This is a genomic window from Actinomycetes bacterium (assembly GCA_036510875.1).
GTDB lineage: Bacteria > Actinomycetota > Actinomycetes > Prado026 > Prado026 > DATCDE01.
Window position 1 is genome coordinate 21,426 of record DATCDE010000141.1, and the last position, 19,610, is coordinate 41,035.

At 72.0% G+C, this 19,610-nt stretch carries 21 protein-coding genes and 1 tRNA gene; 2 read left to right on the top strand and 20 right to left on the bottom strand.

Translation table 11 applies throughout. From position 1 onward, the window contains the following. Positions 1 to 22: 22 nt before the first annotated feature. The 20 genes from VIM19_08480 to VIM19_08575 all read right to left on the bottom strand — a co-directional run bounded on the left by VIM19_08480 (position 23) and on the right by VIM19_08575 (position 18,468). Complete coding sequence (locus VIM19_08480) at positions 23 to 838, bottom strand: F0F1 ATP synthase subunit delta (protein ID HEY5184918.1); 816 nt, start codon at positions 836 to 838, stop codon at positions 23 to 25. Then, positions 838 to 1,386 (bottom strand): F0F1 ATP synthase subunit B, encoded by a 549-nt coding sequence (locus tag VIM19_08485; protein HEY5184919.1) that lies wholly within the window; start codon positions 1,384 to 1,386, stop codon positions 838 to 840. Before VIM19_08485 ends, VIM19_08480 begins: the two co-directional genes overlap by 1 nt. 37 nt (positions 1,387 to 1,423) lie before the next feature. After that, positions 1,424 to 1,654, bottom strand: a complete 231-nt coding sequence (gene atpE, locus VIM19_08490) for an ATP synthase F0 subunit C (GenBank protein ID HEY5184920.1) — start codon at positions 1,652 to 1,654, stop codon at positions 1,424 to 1,426. A 66-nt stretch (positions 1,655 to 1,720) separates the two neighbouring features. Beyond that, entirely contained in the window at positions 1,721 to 2,548 is an 828-nt protein-coding gene (gene atpB, locus VIM19_08495) for a F0F1 ATP synthase subunit A (protein HEY5184921.1), read from the bottom strand. 25 nt (positions 2,549 to 2,573) lie between these two features. Beyond that, positions 2,574 to 2,804: an AtpZ/AtpI family protein gene (locus VIM19_08500; protein HEY5184922.1), complete on the bottom strand. Its 231-nt coding sequence runs from the start codon at positions 2,802 to 2,804 to the stop codon at positions 2,574 to 2,576. Between the two features lie 81 nt (positions 2,805 to 2,885). Next, positions 2,886 to 3,296, bottom strand: a complete 411-nt coding sequence (locus tag VIM19_08505; GenBank protein ID HEY5184923.1) for a hypothetical protein — start codon at positions 3,294 to 3,296, stop codon at positions 2,886 to 2,888. Positions 3,297 to 3,313: 17 nt separating this feature from the next. After that, positions 3,314 to 4,429 (bottom strand): MraY family glycosyltransferase, encoded by a 1,116-nt coding sequence (locus VIM19_08510; GenBank protein HEY5184924.1) that lies wholly within the window; start codon positions 4,427 to 4,429, stop codon positions 3,314 to 3,316. Positions 4,430 to 4,441: 12 nt separating this feature from the next. Beyond that, complete coding sequence (glyA, locus tag VIM19_08515) at positions 4,442 to 5,710, bottom strand: serine hydroxymethyltransferase (protein HEY5184925.1); 1,269 nt, start codon at positions 5,708 to 5,710, stop codon at positions 4,442 to 4,444. A gap of 65 nt (positions 5,711 to 5,775) precedes the next feature. Beyond that, positions 5,776 to 6,360: a hypothetical protein gene (locus tag VIM19_08520; protein HEY5184926.1), complete on the bottom strand. Its 585-nt coding sequence runs from the start codon at positions 6,358 to 6,360 to the stop codon at positions 5,776 to 5,778. Next, entirely contained in the window at positions 6,357 to 7,004 is a 648-nt protein-coding gene (locus VIM19_08525) for an L-threonylcarbamoyladenylate synthase (GenBank protein ID HEY5184927.1), read from the bottom strand. The genes VIM19_08520 and VIM19_08525 overlap by 4 nt, the downstream gene beginning before the upstream one ends. Continuing rightward, positions 7,001 to 7,861, bottom strand: coding sequence for a peptide chain release factor N(5)-glutamine methyltransferase (prmC, locus tag VIM19_08530; protein ID HEY5184928.1), 861 nt, complete (start codon positions 7,859 to 7,861; stop codon positions 7,001 to 7,003). The genes VIM19_08525 and prmC overlap by 4 nt, the downstream gene beginning before the upstream one ends. Then, positions 7,858 to 8,928, bottom strand: a complete 1,071-nt coding sequence (gene prfA, locus VIM19_08535) for a peptide chain release factor 1 (protein HEY5184929.1) — start codon at positions 8,926 to 8,928, stop codon at positions 7,858 to 7,860. Before prfA ends, prmC begins: the two co-directional genes overlap by 4 nt. Positions 8,929 to 9,016: 88 nt before the next feature. Continuing rightward, the gene (rpmE, locus tag VIM19_08540) at positions 9,017 to 9,238 is read right to left on the bottom strand and encodes a 50S ribosomal protein L31 (GenBank protein HEY5184930.1); all 222 of its coding nucleotides are present in this window, start codon (positions 9,236 to 9,238) and stop codon (positions 9,017 to 9,019) included. A gap of 130 nt (positions 9,239 to 9,368) precedes the next feature. Then, positions 9,369 to 11,198, bottom strand: a complete 1,830-nt coding sequence (gene rho, locus VIM19_08545) for a transcription termination factor Rho (protein ID HEY5184931.1) — start codon at positions 11,196 to 11,198, stop codon at positions 9,369 to 9,371. A gap of 273 nt (positions 11,199 to 11,471) precedes the next feature. After that, on the bottom strand, positions 11,472 to 12,410 hold the full coding sequence (thrB, locus tag VIM19_08550) for a homoserine kinase (protein HEY5184932.1): 939 nt from the start codon (positions 12,408 to 12,410) through the stop codon (positions 11,472 to 11,474). Further along, on the bottom strand, positions 12,410 to 13,480 hold the full coding sequence (gene thrC / locus VIM19_08555; GenBank protein ID HEY5184933.1) for a threonine synthase: 1,071 nt from the start codon (positions 13,478 to 13,480) through the stop codon (positions 12,410 to 12,412). Before thrC ends, thrB begins: the two co-directional genes overlap by 1 nt. A 5-nt stretch (positions 13,481 to 13,485) precedes the next feature. Next, a complete protein-coding gene (locus tag VIM19_08560) occupies positions 13,486 to 14,775 on the bottom strand; it encodes a homoserine dehydrogenase (protein ID HEY5184934.1) in 1,290 nt (429 codons plus the stop codon). 77 nt (positions 14,776 to 14,852) lie between these two features. Next, positions 14,853 to 16,274, bottom strand: coding sequence for a diaminopimelate decarboxylase (gene lysA / locus VIM19_08565; GenBank protein HEY5184935.1), 1,422 nt, complete (start codon positions 16,272 to 16,274; stop codon positions 14,853 to 14,855). An 82-nt stretch (positions 16,275 to 16,356) separates the two neighbouring features. Beyond that, positions 16,357 to 18,024 (bottom strand): arginine--tRNA ligase, encoded by a 1,668-nt coding sequence (gene argS / locus VIM19_08570; GenBank protein HEY5184936.1) that lies wholly within the window; start codon positions 18,022 to 18,024, stop codon positions 16,357 to 16,359. Positions 18,025 to 18,084: 60 nt separating this feature from the next. Further along, positions 18,085 to 18,468, bottom strand: coding sequence for a response regulator (locus VIM19_08575; GenBank protein ID HEY5184937.1), 384 nt, complete (start codon positions 18,466 to 18,468; stop codon positions 18,085 to 18,087). 82 nt (positions 18,469 to 18,550) lie between these two features. Here VIM19_08575 and VIM19_08580 point away from each other — a divergent pair. Then, positions 18,551 to 18,622 (top strand) — tRNA-Arg (locus tag VIM19_08580). 296 nt (positions 18,623 to 18,918) lie between these two features. After that, positions 18,919 to 19,122, top strand: coding sequence for a helix-turn-helix domain-containing protein (locus tag VIM19_08585; GenBank protein ID HEY5184938.1), 204 nt, complete (start codon positions 18,919 to 18,921; stop codon positions 19,120 to 19,122). The last annotated feature ends 488 nt before the right edge of the window (positions 19,123 to 19,610 follow it).

Below are 19,610 nucleotides of genomic sequence, written 5' to 3' on the forward strand. Positions count from 1 at the left end.
CTGCGCGGTCATCGGGTGGTCATCAGGCCAGCTGCTGCCGGGCCTGTTCGAGCCTGCGGGCGACGCTGCCGTCGATGACCTCGCCACCGACGACGACCTTCACCCCGCCGACCAGGTCGGGCTCGACGATCTGGGCGATGCGGACCGATCGGCCGTAGATCCGGGTCAGCGCGGCCGCCAGCCGGGTCGGCTGGTCGCCGGTCATCGGGGTGGCCACGTGCACCTCGGCCATGACCTCGCCGTGACGGTCGGAGGCCAGCCGGGCCAGCTCGGTCAGGGCGTCCTCGAGCCGGCGGCCACGGGGGCTGGCCACCACCTGCTCCACGGCGACCTGGGTGGCCGTGGTCGTCCGCCCGCCGAGCAGGTCGCGTACGAGCGCGACCTTGCGCTCGGCCGGCAGCCAGCGGTCGGACATCGTGTTCCGCAGCTCCACGCTGCCCTGGGCGACCCGCGACAGGCGGTACAGCTCGTCCTCGACGGTGTCGAGGCTGCCGTCCGCCTCCGCTGCTAGGAACAGCGCCTGGGCGCCGAGCGCCTCAGCGGCGTCGGCGAGGTCGTTGGCCTCCGACCAGCGCCGCCCGACGACGTCCACGACGACCTCGACGGCGCGCTCCGTCAGCTTCCCGGTGAACAGCTCCTTGACCAGGGCGGTGCGCCGGTCGAGGTCAGTGCCGCTGTCGGACAGCAACCGGCGCAGCTCGAGGTTGTCGTCGAGCAGCCGGGCCACCGAGAACAGCTCGGTGGCCAGCTCGGGGTAGCCCGCGGTGCCATCGGCCTGCGAGCGTGCGGTCAGCGCCCCGCGGGCCTCGTCGAGGGAACGTCGGCTGGCCCCGAGCATCAGACCTGCTCCACCGTGGAGGTGGACAGCTGCTCGAGGTCGGCGATGAACCGGTCCACCGTCGCGCTGACCCGAGCGTCGTCGGTCAGCGACTCGCCGACGATCTTGCCCGCGAGGTTCACCGATAGCGACCCGACCTCGCGGATGAGGTCCGTGCGCATCTGCTGCTGGTCGGCCGCCAGCTGCGCCTGCGCCCGAGCAGTGACCTGCTCGGCGGCCGCCGTCGCCTCGACCCGCGCCTGCTCGACGATGGTCTGCCGGTCGGCCTGCGCCTGCGCCCGGATCTCGGCCGCCTCGTTGCGGGCCTGCGCGAGCTGCTGCCGGTACTGCTCGAGCAGCGCGTTCGCCTCGGCCTGGGCGTGGTCGGCCCGGGCCATGCCACCCTCGATCTTGTCGACCCGCTCGGCGAGGGTCTTCTTGATGTTCGGGAAGGCGAACTTGGCCAGCACGAAGAACACGATGAAGAAGGCGACGGTGCCGATGATGAGCTCGTCCAACGGCAACCGCAGGACGTTGGGGGTGGTCGCTTCGCTCGCGAGGTGGATCACGTGGCTCCGCCCTTCGTGGTGATGGCTGCGGCCTCGGTCAGGTGCCGTAGACGAACGGGACCACGAAGCCGATCAGGGCCAGCGCCTCGGCCAGCGCGAAGCCGAGCAGCATGTTCTGCCGGATCACGCCGTAGGCCTCGGGCTGCCGGGCGATCGCCTGGACGCCCTGGCCGAAGATGATGCCGATGCCGATGCCGGGGCCGATGGCCGCGAGGCCGTACCCGATCGAGCCGATCGAGCCGCTGACCGCGGCGAGGAGGTTGATCATTGCGTGTCCTTCGTGTCGTCCACGCCGGCTGTTCCGACGGGGGGCGGGGTGAAGCGATGCTGCGCGTCAGTGCTCGGCGTGCAGCGAACCGGAGATGTAGACGGCGGTGAGCAGGGTGAAGATGAACGCCTGCAGGGCCTGGATCAGCAACTCGAACGCGGTGAGGATGACCGTCACGAGGAACGACGTCGCCGAGCCGATCGCCCCCATCAGCGACGGCGACAGCAGGTACCAGGCGCCCAAGGTGAACACCGTGAGCAGCAGGTGCCCCGCGAACATGTTGGCGAACAGTCGGACGGCCAGCGTGAACGGCCGGACCAGGACGTTCGAAATCAGCTCGATCGGCGCGAGGATCACATAGATCGCCTTGGGGATCCCGGGCGGGAACATCATGTTCGTGAAGAACTTGATGGGCCCTTGGTGCTTCAGACCGAGGTACATGTAGAGCACCCAGACCATCACCGCGAGGGTCACGGGGAACGCGAACCGGGACATCGGCGGGAACTGCGCCAGCGGGATGATCCCGAAGATGTTCATGATCCAGACGAAGAAGAACAGCGACCCCAGGAACGGGACGAACTTGTCCCCCTCCTTGCCGATCACGTCGCGGGCGATCTGGTCCCGGATGAACAGGTAGCCCATCTCACCGACGTTCTGCACGGGGCGCGGCACCAGCCGTGGCCGCCCGAAGGCCACCAGGAAGAACACGATGACCAATGCCGCCCCGAGGATCACCAGCAGCGACGACTTGGTGATGTCGAAGGTGATCCCGAACAGGGTGAACGACGCGTAGGGATCGAACTGGAAGATCCCCGCGTTCGGGGCCGGGAACCCGCATCCGGACCCGAGGTGGCAGCCCCCCTCGGAGAGGGCGACGGCGGCGGCGCTGATCACGCGGAGTACCTCCGGGTGGCGGTCGTCATTGACCGTCCGTGCTGTGGATGCGGACGAACACGAGATATAGGGCTGCGGTGACGCCCACGAGGACGCCAATGGGAAAGAAGACCGGGCCACCCCCGCGCCACCGGTCGATCAACCACCCCACACCGCCCCAGACGAGGATGCCTGAGAGCAGATAGCTGACGATCGACCAGGCAGCGTTCGCGGTCGAGGAACTCGTCCGCGGGGCGTCCTGGCGCTCCCCTTCCATCGGTGCAGACCCTATCAGCGGCCAGGTGACCGCCGGAAATCGGGACCCCGCCTGGACAGCCCCTGGCGCCGGCCGGCTCGGCTAGTGCCGGTCGGCGTCCTTCGGATCGACGTAGAGGATCTGCAGCCTGGTGAACCCGCGGACCTCGAACCCGGTCCAGACCAGCGTGCAGACCACGATGGTCAGGCCGAACGCCTTGGTGTCGAAGATCGTGGTGTCCTTGAACGCGACGATCAGCGCGAAAAGCACCCCGATCTTGACCAGGTAGGTCAGGATCGCGGCGTTCATGGCCGCGTATGCCGAGACCCGTGAGGCCCGCCCGACCACGACCAGGCCTACCGTGAAGAACACCACGACCACAAGCACGCCGAGGGCGGCGCCCAGCGCCGCCTTGCCCCCGCCGACGAACGCCGCGACAACGACGGCGAGGACCCCGACCAGCACGGTCGGGATCAGGGCGGCGCGCAGGATCGAGGCATCGTGCTCGTGCATGGTCTACGAGGCTACCGCTATCCGCGGCCGGCCCGCCCCGCCGCAGCCCGGGCGGCCCGCCGCGGACCACGGACGACGATCACGAGCGTGGCGAACGCGACCGCGGCCAGGACCAGCGCCAGCCAGGTCGGCAGGAAGGCCAGCCCCACGGCCAGGTAGGCCAGCAGCGCGGTCCACCCGTACATGATCAGGACCGCCCGGCGGTGCGAGTGGCCGATCTCCAGCAGCCGGTGGTGCAGGTGCTGCTTGTCGGCGGAGAACGGCGAGCGGCGGGCCCTGGTCCGCCGCACCACGGCGAGCACCAAGTCCAGGAACGGCACCGCCAGGACGGCGAACGGCAGCAGCAGCGGCAGCAGCGTGGGGAACAGGTTCAGACCCGAGTAGGACGCCGGGTCCAGCCGCCCGGTGAGCGTGATCGACGACGCGGCGAGCAGCAGGCCGATGACCATCGAGCCGGAGTCGCCCATGAAGATGCGGGCCGGGTTGAAGTTGTGCACGAGGAACCCGGCGCAGACCCCGGCGAGCACCGCCGAGATGAGCGAGGGGGTGAGCGCGCGCTCGATCGCGTTCTGCACCGAGAGCAGGTAGGAGAACAGGAAGAACGCGCTCGCGCTGATCCCCACGATGCCGGCGGCCAGACCGTCGAGGCCGTCGACGAAGTTCACCGCGTTGACCGTGACCACGACGACCAGGACGGTGATCAGGGTGCCCTCGGCGGGCCCGAGCGCGATGGTCTGCCCCGGCCCTGGCAGCCACAGCAGCTGGACGCCCTGCAACGCCATGAGCCCGGCCGCCAGGGACTGGCCGGCCAGCTTGGTGATGGCGTCCAGCCCCCAGACGTCGTCCACCACGCCGACCAGGCAGATCACCACCGAGGCGAGCAGCACGCCCTTGGGCTCGTCCCCGGTCGCGAACACGCTGCGCAGCAGGGGCATCTTGCTCGCGACCAGCAGGGCCGCGGCCAGGCCGACCAGCATGGCCACCCCGCCGAGGCGTGGGATCGGCACGTCGTGGACGTCCCGGTCCCGCACCTCGGCGACCACCCCGAACCGGACGGCAACCGCCCGGACCGGCCCGGCCACCAGGTAGGTGACCGCGGCCGCGACGAACGTGGTGAGCAGGTACTCGCGCACCCCGCGTGCCTGCTACCCGCGGGGGTAGGCCCGGTGGCGGGAGACGAGGGTCCCCACCACCTCGCGGATCTCGGCCGCGGCCGAGCCGTCGGAGTCACGCACGGCCCGGCCGATCAGACCGGCGATCTCCTTCATGTCGGTCTCGGTCATGCCCTGCGTGGTCACCGACGGCGTGCCCACCCGGATGCCCGAGGCGACGCTCGGCGGCTGCGGGTCGAACGGGATGGCGTTCTTGTTCAGCACGATGCCGGCGGTGTCGCAGCGCGTCTCGGCGTCGGCACCGGTCACCCCGAGGCCCTGCAGGTCGATGAGCGACAGGTGGGTGTCGGTCCCGCCGGTCACCGGACGCATGCCCTCCTCGGCCAGGCCCGCGGTGAGCGCCTGGGAGTTGGCGATCACCTGGCGCGTGTAGGCCTGGTACGCCGGGGTGGCGGCCTCCTTCAGCGCGACCGCTTTGGCGGCGACCGCGTGCATGAGGGGGCCGCCCTGCATCATCGGGAAGACCGCCTTGTCCAGGGCGGCCGCGTGCTCCGCCGTGGACACGAGCATCCCGCCGCGCGGGCCGCGCAGCACCTTGTGGGTGGTGAACGTGACGACGTCGGCGTACGGCACCGGGCTCGGGATCGCCTGGCCGGCGACCAGACCGATGAAGTGCGCGGCGTCCACCATGAGGATCGCGCCGACCTCGTCGGCCACCGACCGGAACGCCGCGAAGTCGATCAGCCGCGGGATCGCCGAGCCGCCACAGATGATCATCCTCGGGCGGTGCTCGAGGGCCAGGTCACGGACCTGGTCGTAGTCGATGTCCTCGGTGGTCGGCGAGACGCCGTAGTGGACGGGGTTGAACCACTTGCCGGAGAAGGAGACCTTGGCGCCGTGGGTGAGGTGGCCGCCGTGCGGCAGGCTCATCGCCAGCACCGTCTCGCCCGGCTTGACGAACGCGCCGTAGGCGGCCAGGTTCGCGCTGGCCCCGGAGTGCGGCTGCAGGTTGGCGTGCTCCGCGCCGAACAGCTCCTTGGCCCGCTCGATGCCGATCGTCTCGGCCTTGTCGACCTCGCTGCAGCCGCCGTAGTAGCGGCGTCCTGGGTAGCCCTCGGCGTACTTGTTCGACAGGGTCGAGCCGAGTGCGGCGAGCACAGCGGGCGAGGTGAAGTTCTCGCTGGCGATCAGCTGCAGACCACTCCGCAGCCGGTCCAGCTCGGAGAGCAGCACAGCCGCGATCTCCGGGTCCTCTTGCTCGAGCTCGGCAAAGTCGGGACCCCAGAAGGGCACCTCGGTCATGGTCTTCTCCCTGACGGATCGGCGGCGCGGCCGAGTCTACGACGCGAAGCAGCCCGGACCGCCGACTAGAGCAGGTCAAGAACGGCCAGCACCGCCGCCCGGATCTCCGCGGCGGCCTGCTGGTACGCCGCCGGCGGACCGCCGTACGGGTCCTCCACGTCGTCGTCGAAGTGCCCGGTGCCGGCCACCAGCCCCCGGCGGTCCTCGGCCAGCTCGACCAGGACCTCGAACCTCTCGGCCAGACCGGCGGGCGGCAGCGACCGGGGGTCCAGCCCGCTGGCCAGCCGGGCCAGCTCCTTGAGCGTGAAGGTGCGCCGCAGGGCACGCGGCTGCAGCTGCAGGACCTGCCGGCGGTGGTCGGCCGTCGCCACGAGCACCAGGTCGGCGGCGTTGACGAGCGGCTCGCGCAGCCAGGTCGCCCGGAAGCCGTCCACCGGGTAGTCCAGCCCGGCCAGCACGGCCGCCGCGGGGGCGTGCATCGGCTGGCCCGCGTGCCCGCCGTAGGTGCCCGCGCTGGTCACCTCGACCGCTGCCCCCGCCGAGCCGAAGTGGCGGTCCAGCTCGGCCCGCATGATCTGCTGAGCCATCGGCGAGCGACAGATGTTGCCGGTGCATACGTGCAGGACACGGAAGACCGACCCGTCGGTCACGGCGCCACCTGCAGGTCGGGGACGACGGTGCGTAGCGTCTCCAGGTCGATCGCCCCGGACCGGAGCAGCAGTGGGACCGGACCGGTGAGGTCAACGATCGACGACGGCACCGGGTCACCGGCGGGGCCCCCGTCGAGGTACACGCGCACTGAGTCGCCGAGCTGGTCGACCGCCTCGTCGCAGGTGGTGGCTGGCAGCTCGCCGCTGCGGTTCGCGCTGCTCACGGCCATCGGTCCGACCATGACCAGCAGCTCGATGGCCACCGGGTGCAGCGGCATGCGCAGCGCCACCGTGCCGTCGGTGTCGCCGAGGTCCCAGGCAAGGGAGGGCTGCTGGTTCACCACGATGGTCAGCGCGCCCGGCCAGAACGCCTCGACCAGCCGCCGCCCGGCGTCGGTGATGTCCGTGGCCAGGCCCTCGACGGTCCGGGGGGAACCGACGAGCACGGGCACCGGCATGTCCCGCCCGCGACCCTTCGCGGCCAGCAGCGCGGCCACGCCGCCGGGCGAGAACGCGTCCGCGCCGATGCCGTAGACGGTGTCGGTGGGCAGCACCACCAGCTCACCGCGGCGGGCCGCCTGCGCCGCTTGTTCCAGGCCGCGGACCCGCTCGGCGGGGTCGTCACAATCGAACCGGCTGGTCACGCGGTCTTCACCTGTTCCATCCTCCTCGCGGTGCAGAACCGGTCACGACCGGCCAGGTCGTGATGGTCCATGACGTCGGCCCATCCTCCCCCGGCCGCGACCAGAGCCGGCACGGACTCGCCCTGCGCGTCCGCGTGCTCCACGACCAGCCAGCCGCCGTCGCGCAGCAGCCGGCCGGCCGCGGCGGCGATGCCGCGCATCAGGTCCAGCCCGTCCGGTCCCCCGCCCCACAGCGCCTCGGCCGGGTCGTGCTCGAGCACCTCCGGGTCGCGCACCAACCCGTCGTCGGGGATGTACGGCGGGTTGGAGACAACGACGTCGACGGAGCCGTCCAGCTCGAGCAGCGCGACCACGGCGTCGCCCTCGTGCAGGACGACCGAGCTGCCGGCCAGGTTCCGGCCGGCCCAGACCAGCGCCGCCGGGGCGAGCTCCACCGCGTGCACGACGGCCTCGGGCACCTCGCTGGCCACCGAGAGGGCGATGGCCCCTGACCCGGTGCACAGGTCGACGACGAGTGGACGGCGGCCGGTCGAGGCGACCTCGCGGGCCCGGTCGATCGCCCAGCCGGCGACCACCTCGGTCTCGGGACGGGGTACGAAGACCCCCGGGCCCACCGCCAGCTCGACGTGCCGGAACGCGGCCCAGCCGAGGATGTGCTGCAGCGGCTCGCGCCGAACCCGCCGGGCGACCAGCCGCTGGTAGGCCTCGGCGTCGATCTCGCCGTGCTGGAGCAGCCCCACCCGGGACACCCCGAGCACGTGGGCCGCGAGCTGCTCAGCGTCGTGGCGCGGTGAGGGAACGCCCGCGGCGGCCAGCCGCCGGTCGGCCTCGGCGATCGCCGCGCGCAGTCCGGTCACGCCTGGCCGGACAGCTTCGCGGCCAGGTCGGCGTCCACCGCCGACTGGATCACCGGATCAAGGTCGCCGTCCAGGAGCTGGTCGAGGTTGTGGGCCTTGAACCCGGTCCGGTGGTCGGCGATCCGGTTCTCCGGGTAGTTGTACGTGCGGATCCGCTCCGAACGGTCCACGGTGCGCACCTGGCTGCGGCGCACGTCCGAGGCCTCCTGGCTGGCCTGCTCGAGCGCGTGGGCGAGCAGCCGGGCCCGCAGGATGCGCAGCGCCTGCTCCTTGTTCTGCAGCTGGGACTTCTCGTTCTGGCAGGAGACCACGATGCCCGTGGGCAGGTGGGTGATCCGGACGGCTGAGTCGGTGGTGTTCACGCTCTGCCCGCCCGGCCCGGAGGAGCGGTACACGTCGATGCGCAGGTCGTTCGCGTTGACCTCGACGTCCACCTCCTCGGCCTCGGGCAGCACGAGCACGCCGGCCGCGGACGTGTGGATGCGGCCCTGCGACTCGGTGACCGGGACCCGCTGCACCCGGTGCACGCCGCCCTCGTACTGCAGCCGGGCGAACGGTGCCTCCCCCGGTCCTGGGGTGCCCTTGGCCTTCACGGCGACCGCGACGTCGCGGTAGCCGCCCAGGTCGGACTCCTGCGCGTCCAGGACCTCGGTGCTCCAGCCGCGCCGCTCCGCGTAGCGCAGGTACATCCGCAGCAGGTCACCGACGAACAGCGCGGACTCGTCGCCGCCCTCCCCCGCCTTGATCTCGAGGATCACGTCGCGGTCCTCGGCCGGGTCGCGCGGCACCAGGAGCACGGTGAGCTCCTCGGCCAGCTCGTGCAGGCGGGCGGCCAACATCTCGGCCTCCGCGGCGAACGCCGGGTCCTCGCTGGCCAGCTCGCGGGCGGCGCTCAGGTCGCCGCCGGTGCGCACCCAGTCACGGTAGGCGGCGACCACCGGACCCAGCTGTGCGTACCGGCGGCCGAGCCGCCGGGCGACGGCCTGGTCGGTGTGGACGGCGGGGTCGGCCAGCTGGCGCTCGAGGTCGTAGTGCTCAGCGACCAGCTCGGCCACGTGCTCGAACACGGTTCCTCCGGAGGGTGCGGCTGGCGCGGGCTGGAACGACACGACGGCGCCGTCCCGGACAGATTCCGGGACGGCGCCGTCGAGGAGGCTAGGAGGCGGCGTCGGCCTTCTTGCCGAACCGCTTCTCGAACCGGGCCACCCGGCCGCCGGCGTCGAGCAGCTTCTGCTTGCCGGTGTAGAACGGGTGGCACGCGGAGCAGACGTCCGCGTGGATGACACCGTTCTTGGCGGTGCTCCGCGTGACGAAGGTGTTACCGCAGGTGCAGGTCACCGTCGTCTCGGCGTACGTGGGGTGGATCTCGGGCTTCACGGGTTTCTCCTCATCGTCTGGATCCGGGTCGTGCCGGCGCTGCCGCGAGCACGTGAACCGGACCGGTTGACCAGTGTGCCAGCACCGGTCGCCTCCCCCCCAACACGGGTGCAGGCGCCGGTGTTCCCGCTCAGTCCTTCGAGCTCCCGTTGCCGGCCTGGTGCGTGGTCTTCTGCACCTGCAGCAGGAACTCGTAGTTGCTGGACGTCTCACGCAGCTTGTTGAGCAGCAGCTCGATCGCCTGCTGGGAGTCCAGTGCGTGCAGCACCCGGCGCAGCCCCCAGGTGATCTTGAGCTCCTCAGGGGCGAGCAGCAGCTCCTCCTTGCGGGTGCCGGAGGAGTCGACGTCCACCGCCGGGAAGATCCGCTTGTCCGCGAGTCGCCGGTCGAGCTTGAGCTCCATGTTCCCGGTGCCCTTGAACTCCTCGAAGATGACCTCGTCCATCTTCGAGCCGGTCTCGACCAGAGCGGTGGCCAGGACGGTCAGCGACCCGCCGTGCTCGATGTTGCGCGCGGCACCGAAGAAGCGCTTGGGCGGGTACAGCGCGCTGGAGTCGACGCCGCCGGAGAGGATCCGGCCGGACGCCGGAGCAGCCAGGTTGTAGGCCCGGCCGAGCCGGGTCATCGAGTCGAGCAGGACCACGACGTCGTGCCCCAACTCGACCAGCCGCTTGGCCCGCTCGATGGCGAGCTCCGCGACGGTCGTGTGGTCCTCGGCCGGACGGTCGAAGGTCGAGGCGATGACCTCGCCCTTGACCGTGCGCTGCATGTCGGTGACCTCTTCGGGGCGCTCGTCGACGAGCACGACCATGAGGTGCACCTCGGGGTTGTTCTTGGTGATCGCGTTCGCGATCGACTGCAGCACCATCGTCTTGCCGGCCTTGGGCGGCGAGACGATCAGGCCACGCTGGCCCTTGCCGATCGGCGCGACCAGGTCGATGACCCGGGTGGTCAGGTTGCCCGGGTCGCTCTCCAGGCGCAGCCGCTCCTGCGGGTACAGCGGAGTCAGCTTGTTGAAGTCGACCCGGCTGCGGGACTCCTCGGGGTCGGCCCCGTTGATGGTGTCCAGCCGGACCAGCGCGTTGAACTTCTCCCGGCGCTCGCCCTCCCGCTGCTGCTTGACCGCGCCGGTGACGGCGTCGCCCTTGCGCAGGTTGTACCGGCGCACCTGGGCGAGCGAGACGTACACGTCGTTGGGGCCGGGCAGGTATCCGGTGGTGCGGATGAACGCGTAGTTGTCCAGGATGTCGAGGATCCCGGCAACCGGCACGAGGACGTCGTCCTCACCGACGACCGGCTCGGCCTCGACCCCGAAGCGCTCGCGCTCGCGCGGCCGACGGTCCCGGTTGCGGCCACGGCGCCGACGACGGCCGCGGTCGCCGTCGCTGTCCTCGTCGTAGCGGTTCTGCTGGGCGGGTGCGCCACTCTGCTGGGCGGGTGCGCCACTCTGCGGCTGGCGGTCCCCCTGCGGCTGGCGGTCGCCCTGCTGGGACGACGTGCGCTCGGTCCGGCGCTCGCCGCGCGGCGCGCGCTCGCGGCCCTGGGGCGCCGCCTCGGCGGCCGGTGCCGCGGGCGCGCTCGCGGGCGCGCTCGCGGGTGCCTCGGACGGCGTCTCGGGGGCAGCCGCACTCGGAGCGGCTACCTCGGTGCGCTCCTCGGGCTGCGTCCGCGGAGCAGTCCGCGCTGCCGGGGCCGCGGCCGCCGGCGTGGTGGGCGCGGAGCCGCCGGACTGGGCCGCGGTGATCGCCTCGATCAGCTGCCCCTTGCGCATCCGGCCGGTGCCACTGATGCCGAGCGAGGAGGCCAGCTCCTGCAGCTCGGACAGCACCATGCCGGACATCCCGGCCGGGCGGCGGCGAGCCTTGGTGGTGCCGTTGGCGGTTGCGTCCGATGCGGACGCGGGGTGCGACTCGGTGCCGTTGGCCTGGTCGGCCGGACGGGCGTCGACGTCGCTGGTGATGGTGTCGCTCACGTGTGCATGTCCTTTGCGGAGCGGAATGGGATGGTGCGGTGGAGCTTCTTGGAGGCCGTGCCGACGCCGGGCTACGCCGGATCGACGTGCGGGCTCCGCGAGGAGAAGACCATTCGGATCGTCCGCGCTCGTGCGGGGCGTCGACCAAGGCGGAGATGAATGGCGTCGAGCACCGGCCGTGGGGCTTCTGGTGCATCAAGAACACTAACACCATCGGCGGACAGATACTTCCCGGACCCCCCGGCGTGTCCGGGTCGTGACCTATCGGGGCACCGAACGCATCCGCAGCACCCGTGCTCCCAGCCGGTCGATTCCCAAGACGCGCACGGAGAATCCGCGCACGGACAGGCCCGCGACCCGGGCCGCGTCGGCCTGGTCGCTCAGCGCAAGCACGGTGGGACCCGCACCGGAGATCACCGCGGCGACGCCGTCGGCCCGCAGCCGCGCGACGAGGGCGGCGGAACGGGACATGGCCGCGGCCCGGTAGGGCTGGTGCAGACGGTCCTCAGTGGCGGCCAGCAGGACCTCGAGGTCGACCGGGTCCGCGGTGATCGCCGCGGTGAGCAGCGCGGCGCGTCCGGCGTCGAGGGCCGCGTCGGCGAACGGCACGGTGCTGGGCAGCAGCCGACGGGCCTTCGACGTGCGGACCTGGGTGGGCGGCACGAAGGCCACCGGGACCAGTCCCGGCCCGACGTCCAGCCGGCGGGCGTGTGCCACCGCGTCCTCCCCCGTCCAGGCCACGGTGTACGCGCCGTGCAGACACGCGGCCACGTTGTCTGGGTGACCCTCCATCCGGTTGGCCAGCTGCAGCAGCGCCTCGTCGTCCAGCGGCTCCTGACCGCCGACGACCATGGCCCTGGCCGCCACCAGGCCGGCAACGATGGCCGCGGCGCTGGACCCCAGTCCGCGCCCGTGCGGGATCCGGTTGGTGCAGCTCAGCGTAAGGCCGTCGGGCTGGCCACCCAGTGCGGTGAGCCCGGCCCGCACGGCCTGCACGACCAGGTGCTTCTCGGTGCGCGGCACAGCCGCGGCGCCCTCACCGTCGACGTCCACCTGCAACCCGGAGTCGGTAGCCTGCACGACGACGTCGTCGTACAGCGCCAGCGCCAGCCCGCAGGCGTCAAAGCCCGGCCCGAGGTTGGCGCTGGTCGCGGGGACCCGTACCCGCACCGGTCCGCGGCGGAAGGTGACCCCGCGCATCAACCGGCCAGGTCGAGGAGTACGGCTGCGGCAGCAGCGTCCACCGGGACCGTCTGCGGCTGCGCGCCTCCGGACAACGCCCAGTCCGGGTCCTTCAGCCCGTGCCCCGTGACGGTGCACACCACGGTCTGCCCCGGGTCGAGCAGCCCGCGCTCGTGCGCCTGGAGCAGGCCGGCCACGCCGGCTGCGGACGCCGGTTCTACGAAGACGCCCTCCCTCGCGGCCAGCAGCTTGTGGGCCGCCAGGATCTGGTCGTCGGTGACGGAGTCGATGACGCCGCCGGACTCGTCCCGGGCCACCAGGGCTTGCGCCCAGGAGGCGGGGTTGCCAATCCGGATGGCCGTGGCGATGGTCTGCGGCTGGGCCACCGGTGCGCCGAGGACGATCGGCGCCGCGCCCGCCGCCTGGAACCCCCACATCCGGGGCCGCCGGCCGGCCGGCCCGGTGGCCGCGTACTCGGTGTAGCCGCGCCAATAGGCGGTGATGTTGCCGGCGTTGCCGACCGGCAGGCAGTGGATGTCCGGGGCGTCGCCGAGCGCGTCCACGACCTCAAAGGCGGCCGTCTTCTGCCCCTCGATCCGGGCCGGGTTCACGCTGTTGACCAGCGCCACCGGGTAGGAGTCGGCGAGGTCGCGGGCCAGGGTCAGGCAGGCGTCGAAGTTGCCGTCCACCTGGAGGATCCGCGCGCCGTGCGCCACCGCCTGGGACAGCTTGCCCATCGCGATGTTGCCCTGCGGGACCAGGACCGCGCACACCACGCCGGCCCGCACGGCATAGGCCGCCGCGGACGCGCTGGTGTTGCCGGTCGAGGCGCAGATGACCGCCTGGGCCCCGTCCTCGACCGCCTTGGAGATCGCCACGGTCATGCCGCGGTCCTTGAACGATCCGGTCGGGTTGGCCCCCTCGACCTTCAGGTGCACCGAGCAGCCGGTCAGCTGGCTCAGCGCGGCGGCCGGGACCAGCGGCGTCCCACCCTCGAGCAGGGTGATGACCGGAGTGCCCTCGTCGACCGGCAGCCGGTCGCGGTACTCCTCGATCACCCCGCGCCACAGCTGGGTCCGGGTCCCCATCGCCATCAGCCCTCCACCCGCATCACCGAAGCGACCGCCCGGACGACGTCCAGCTGCCGCAGCTCCTCGACCACGCCGGCGAGCGCGCCCTCGCTCCCCTTGTGGGTGAGCACCACCAACGAGGCGTCGTCCCCGCGCCCGTCCTGGCGCAGCGTCTCGATCGACACGTCGTGCCGCGCGAACGCCTGGGCGACCGTGGCCAGCACACCGGTCTTGTCGGCGACGTCCAGCGCGATGTAGTAGCGGGTGCGTGCCCTGTCCACGGGGCGCACCTCGAGGTCGGCGTAGGTGCTGGCCCGCGGGCCGTGGCCGCCGGAGAGCCGGTTGCGGCCGACCGCGACGATGTCCCCGAGCACCGCGCTGGCCGTGGGCGCGCCCCCGGCCCCACGGCCGTAGAACATCAGCTGCCCGGCCGCCTCGGTCTCCACGAACACGGCGTTGTAGGCCTCCCGGACACCGGCCAGTGGGTGGGTCCGCGGCACCATGGCCGGGTGCACCCGCACGGTGACGCCGCGACCGTCCTCCGACCGCTCACAGATCGCCAGCAGCTTGACCACGTGACCCATGGCGCGGGCGGTGGCCACGTCGGAGGCACCGACGCCGGTGATGCCCTCCCGGTGGACGGCGGCCAGCGGGACCCGGGTGTGGAACGCCAGGCCGGCCAGGATGGCCGCCTTTGCCGCAGCGTCGTAGCCCTCGACGTCGGCCGTGGGGTCGGCCTCCGCGTAGCCCAGCTGCTGCGCCTCGGCCAGCGCCTCGGCGAAGCCGGCGCCGCTCTCGTCCATGCGGGTGAGGATGTAGTTCGTGGTGCCGTTGACGATCCCGAGCACCCGCAGGACGGTGTCGCCGGCGAGCGACTCGCGCAGCGGGCGCAGCAGCGGGATGGCGCCGGCCACGCTGGCCTCGTAGTACAGGTCCGCGCCGGACGCGTCGGCCGCGGCGTGCAGCTCCGCACCGTGCTCGGCGAGCAGGGCCTTGTTCGCGGTGACCACCGAGGCGCCGCGGCGAAGGGCCCGGCCCAGCAGCGTCCGGGCCGGCTCGATCCCGCCCATGACCTCGACGACGACGTCGACGTCCGGCCGGTCGACCAGGCCGTCGAGGTCCTCCGTCAACAGCGCGGTGGGCAGGCCCGGCCCGCGCTCCGCGCTGGCGTTGCGGACGCCGATCCCGACCAGCTCCACCGGGGCGCCGACCCGGGCGGTCAGGTCCTCGGCCTGGGTGAGGAGCAGCCGGACCACCTCCGAGCCCACGACGCCGCAGCCCAGCAGCGCCACCCGCAGTGGCTGCCCGCCCATCGCCTGCTCCGTTCCTCGTGGTGTGCGGCCGCGTGGTGGTGCCCGAGTGCTCGCGTCGCCGACCGCGGCTGGCCAGGCTACCGCCCGGTACCGCCCGGCCCGTCGTCCGAGTCCCCCACGTCCTCCAGCCGCAGCAGGTCCTCGACCGTCTCCCGGCGGATGACCACCCGGGCAACGCCGTCGCGGACGGCGATGACGGGGGGCCGGCCCAGCAGGTTGTAGTTCGACGCCATGGACCGGCAGTAGGCGCCGGTGGCCGCCACCGCGAGCAGGTCACCGGGGGCCAGGTCGGCGGGCAGGTGGGCGTCGCGCACGACGATGTCACCGCTCTCGCAGTGCTTGCCCACCACCCGGGAGAGCATCGGCGCCGCGGCCGAGGTCCGGGACACCAGGGCGCACGTGTAGTCGGCGTCGTACAAGGCGGTGCGGATGTTGTCGGACATCCCGCCGTCCACGCTGACGTAGGTGCGCAGCCCGTCGACGTCCTTGATGGTGCCGACCTCGTAAAGGGTGACCATGGACGGCCCGACGATCGCCCGACCCGGCTCGACCGCCAGCCGTGGCCGGGCCAGTCCGGCGGCCGCGCACTCACGGTCGACGATCACGCGCAGCCGCTCGGCGACGTCCGTGGCCGGCATCGGGTCGTCGCCCTCGACGTACGCGACGCCTAGGCCACCGCCCAGGTCCAGCTCGGCCAGCTCGACGCCGTGGTCGTCGCGGATGGCGGCGGCCAGCCCGACCACCCGGTGAGCTGCCACCTCGAAGCCCGAGGTGTCGAAGATCTGCGAGCCGATGTGCGAGTGCAGGCCCATGAGCTCCAGCGCGGGCAGCGCGAGCACCCGGCGCACCGCCTCGGCCGCCGCGCCGCTGGCCAGCGAGAAGCCGAACTTCTGGTCCTCGTGCGCGGTGGCGATGAACTCGTGGGTGTGCGCCTCGACGCCGACGGTGACCCGGACCAGCACCTTGGCCCGGACCCTGCGCTGCTCGGCCAGTGCGGCCAGCCGGACGATCTCCTCGAAGGAGTCGAGGACGATGCGGGCCACCCCGGCGTCCAGGGCCTGGGCCAGCTCGGCGACGGACTTGTTGTTGCCGTGCACGATGACCCGCTCGGCCGGGAAGCCGGCGGCCATGGCCACGGTCAGCTCACCGCCACTGCTCACGTCGAGGGAGAGGCCCTCCTCCTCGACCCAGCGGGCCATCGCCGTGCACAGGAACGCCTTGGCCGCGTAGTAGACCTCGGCATCCGGCCAGGCCGCCCGCCACTCGCGCATCCGGGCCCGCAGGTCAGCCTCGTCGAGCACGTACGCGGGCGTGCCGTAGGTCTCGGCCAGGTCGCGCACGTCGACGCCGCCGAGCCGGAGCGCGCCGTGCCCCGGCTGTCGCTCCGTGGTGGTCGGCCAGACCACCGGGTCGAGCGCGTTCAGGTCGGACGGCGGCTGCAGCACCCCGTGCTCGGCGAGCACGTCCGCGTGCCGCGGCCCCGCCGGGTGCGCCCTCACCCCTCCCCCACCCCCATCTGCATGAAGGGTCCCTTCTGTGCGTACAGCCGAAGTTTCGGGACCTCCATGGCGAAGGCACCGGTCACATGCGGGCGGGGGCTTCGACGCCGAGCAGGTCGAGGCCGTTGGCGATGACCTGCCGGGTGGCCGCGCACAGCAGCAGCCGGGCCCGGTTGAGGTCGGTGACCGGCTCATCGCCCATGGGCAGCACCCGGCAGGCGTCGTAGAACCGGTGGTAGGCGCCCGCGAGGTCCTCCAGGTAGCGCGCCACCCGGTGCGGCTCGCGCAGCTCGGCAGACGAGGCCACCACGCGGGGGAACTCACCCAACGCGCCCAGCAGGTCACCCTCCCGGTCGTGGGTGAGCAGCTCAGGACGGAAGCCGTCCGGGACGACCGCGATGCCCAGCTCCTCGGCATTGCGCAGCACCGAGGAGATCCGGGCGTGCGCGTACTGCACGTAGTAGACCGGGTTCTCGTTGGTCCGCGCGGTCATGACCTCGAGGTCAAGGGTCAGCGGCGAGTCCGCAGGGTACCGGCACAGCGAGTAGCGGGCCGCGTCGACGCCGGCCTCCTCAGCCAGGTCCTCCAGCGTGACGATGGTGCCCGCCCGCTTGGACAGCTTGAGCTCCTCCCCACCCTTGAGGATCTTGACCATCTGGCCGATCAGGACCTCGATGTGCGTGTCCGGGTCGTCGCCGGCGCACGCGGCCACCGCGCGCAGCCGGTTCACGTAGCCGTGGTGGTCGGCGCCGAGCAGGTAGATGCAGACGTCGAAGCCGCGCTCCCGCTTGTCCACGTAGTAGGCCGTGTCCGACGCGAAGTACGTCGGCTCGCCGTCTGCCCTGATGAGGACGCGGTCCTTGTCGTCATCGAAGTCGGTGGTGCGCAGCCAGACGGCGCCGTCCTGCTCGAAGACATGCCCCTGGGCGCGCAGCCGCTCGAGACCGTGCTCGACCGCCCCCGACGAGTGCAGTGACCGCTCGGAGTACCAGACGTCGAAGTGCGTCCGGAACAGGTCGAGGACCTCCCGCTGCTGCCGCAGCTGCCGCTCGTAGCCCTCCTCCCGGAACGCCTCCATCTGCGCGGACTCCGGGAGGTCGAGCAGCTCCGGCCGGTCGGCCACGATGGCCGCCGCCAGGTCACTGACGTACGCGCCGTGGTACCCCTCGGCCGGCACCGGCCGGCCGTGCGCCGCTGCCATGATCGACTCACCGAACCGGTCCATCTGGACGCCGCGGTCGTTGACGTAGAACTCGCGCGTGACCTCGGCACCCGCCGCGGCCAGCACCCGGGCGATCGCGTCCCCCACGGCCGCCCACCGGGTGTGCCCGAGGTGCAGCGGACCGGTCGGGTTGGCGCTAATGAACTCCATGTTGACCCGCTGGCCTGCGAGTGTGTCGCTCTGGCCGAACGCCGACCCGGCCCGGACGACCACCCGCGCGATCTCCCCCTGGGCCGCATCGTCGAGCACCACGTTGAGGAACCCGGGGCCGGCGACGTCCACCCGGGCCACCCCGTTGACCTCGGCCAGCCGGCCGGCCAGCAGCTCGGCGACCTGCCGCGGCGGCCGGCCAGTTGGGCGGGCCAGCTGCAGCGCGATGTTGGTCGCGTAGTCGCCGTGCTCCCTGACCTTCGGGCGCTCGACCGAGACCGAAGCGGGCAGGTCGTCGGGCGACAGGGCCAGGGCGCCGTCGGCTACGGCGGAACGGACGGCGGCCAGTACCGCGTCGGCAAGCTCCTCGGGGGTCACACGGACAAGGCTATCGGCGGCCGTCCAACCGAATTCTCCGGTGGCACCTCGCCCGTCCGCTCAGCCCTCGTCGAGGCCCAGCAGCCGGCGCACGGTGGCCACCAGCTCCGCCGGGTCGAACGGCTTGGTCAGGTAGGCGTCCACCCCGGCCGCCCTGCCCCGCGTGACGTCCGACTCCTGGGCCCGGGCGGTCACCATGAGCAGCGGGATCTCCCGGGTGTCGGCCCGGGCCCGCAGAGCGGTCGCCGTGCTGATCCCGTCCAGGTTCGGCATGACGACGTCCAGCGTGATCAGGTCGGGATCGACGGCGGCGACCTCGTCGAGGGCCTGCTGCCCGTCACAGGCGGTGACCACCTCGAACCCCTCGAGCTCGAGGTTGACCCGAATCAGGCTGCGGACGGCGTCGCTGTCGTCGACGACGAGCACGCGCGGCGGCCGGGACATGCCCGCCAGGCTAGGCCGTGCACCCCCGGCAGAAGCGCGTCCAACACCAGGCCGCGTGGCTGGTACTCTGAACGCCGCCCTGGCCCCCGTAGCTCAGGGGATAGAGCACCGCCCTCCGGAGGCGGTGGCGCAGGTTCGAATCCTGCCGGGGGCACTCAGAAATCCCTTGCGCAGCAAGGGATTTCCTCGTTTCTCGGATGGCCGTGCCACAATTCGTGCCACTTCCGCCAGCGATCATTTTGTGCCCGGTCGCGTGGGCTTGCGCCCGCATCTGGCGTCGGGTTACCGTGCCCGTCAACGCCGCCGCAGTAAGTAACTGGTCCGAATCGGGGCGGTTGAAGACGCGCATCCACGTGGCAGCCGGAGCATCAGGATCCTGCGGCATCGGACTCGTAGGCTGGTGATTCCACCCGGTGCAGTGATCATCTTCTGCTGCCCACGTGGAGAGCCATGTCTGCAAACCGGACTTCCAGGAATCGGTTCGCCTCACTGGCTGAGGCCGCCGATCAGGCACGCGTCTCGCCCAGGACGGTCAGGCGTTGGGTCGCTGCCGGACTCCTCCCGGCCTATCGGCTGGGGCCCAGGGTGCTACGCGTCGACCTGGACGATCTCGACGCCCTGGCCCGTCGGATCCCCACGGCGGGCGGCCGGTGAGGCGGCCCGTAGAGGGCCCGTCCCCCGACGAGACATCGACAGGGGCTGCGCCAAGCCGACCCCGGGGGTTGTCGTCGTGAGTAGGCGACCACGTGGGCCGATGCACGACTGGAGCCCCAGGGTCGGCACCCGGCAGGAGGCCATCTTCTTCGACCTGCTCGACCTGTACGCACAGCACGAGCGGGACGACACGCTGCCCCGAGGCGGCCGGGGCGCGTTCTACGGACCTGCGGCCGCGCGGGTTCGGGCGAGGGGTGACCTACCGAAAGCTTGCAAGGGCACACCCGACGCTGGGGGCATGGGAGGCCGGGCCGGGCCAGGTACAGGAGGTGCTGGTGCTGGCTCGGCGCTCCGGTCAGATCCCCGAGGAATGGGTGGCGGACGACCGGGCACCGGAAGCCCTGCTGCCGATCACTGTGGACAGCGCCCGGGACGGGGCCGACTGGCTCGACGGTGTGCTCAGCATCGCGCATCTGGACCGGCAGGCC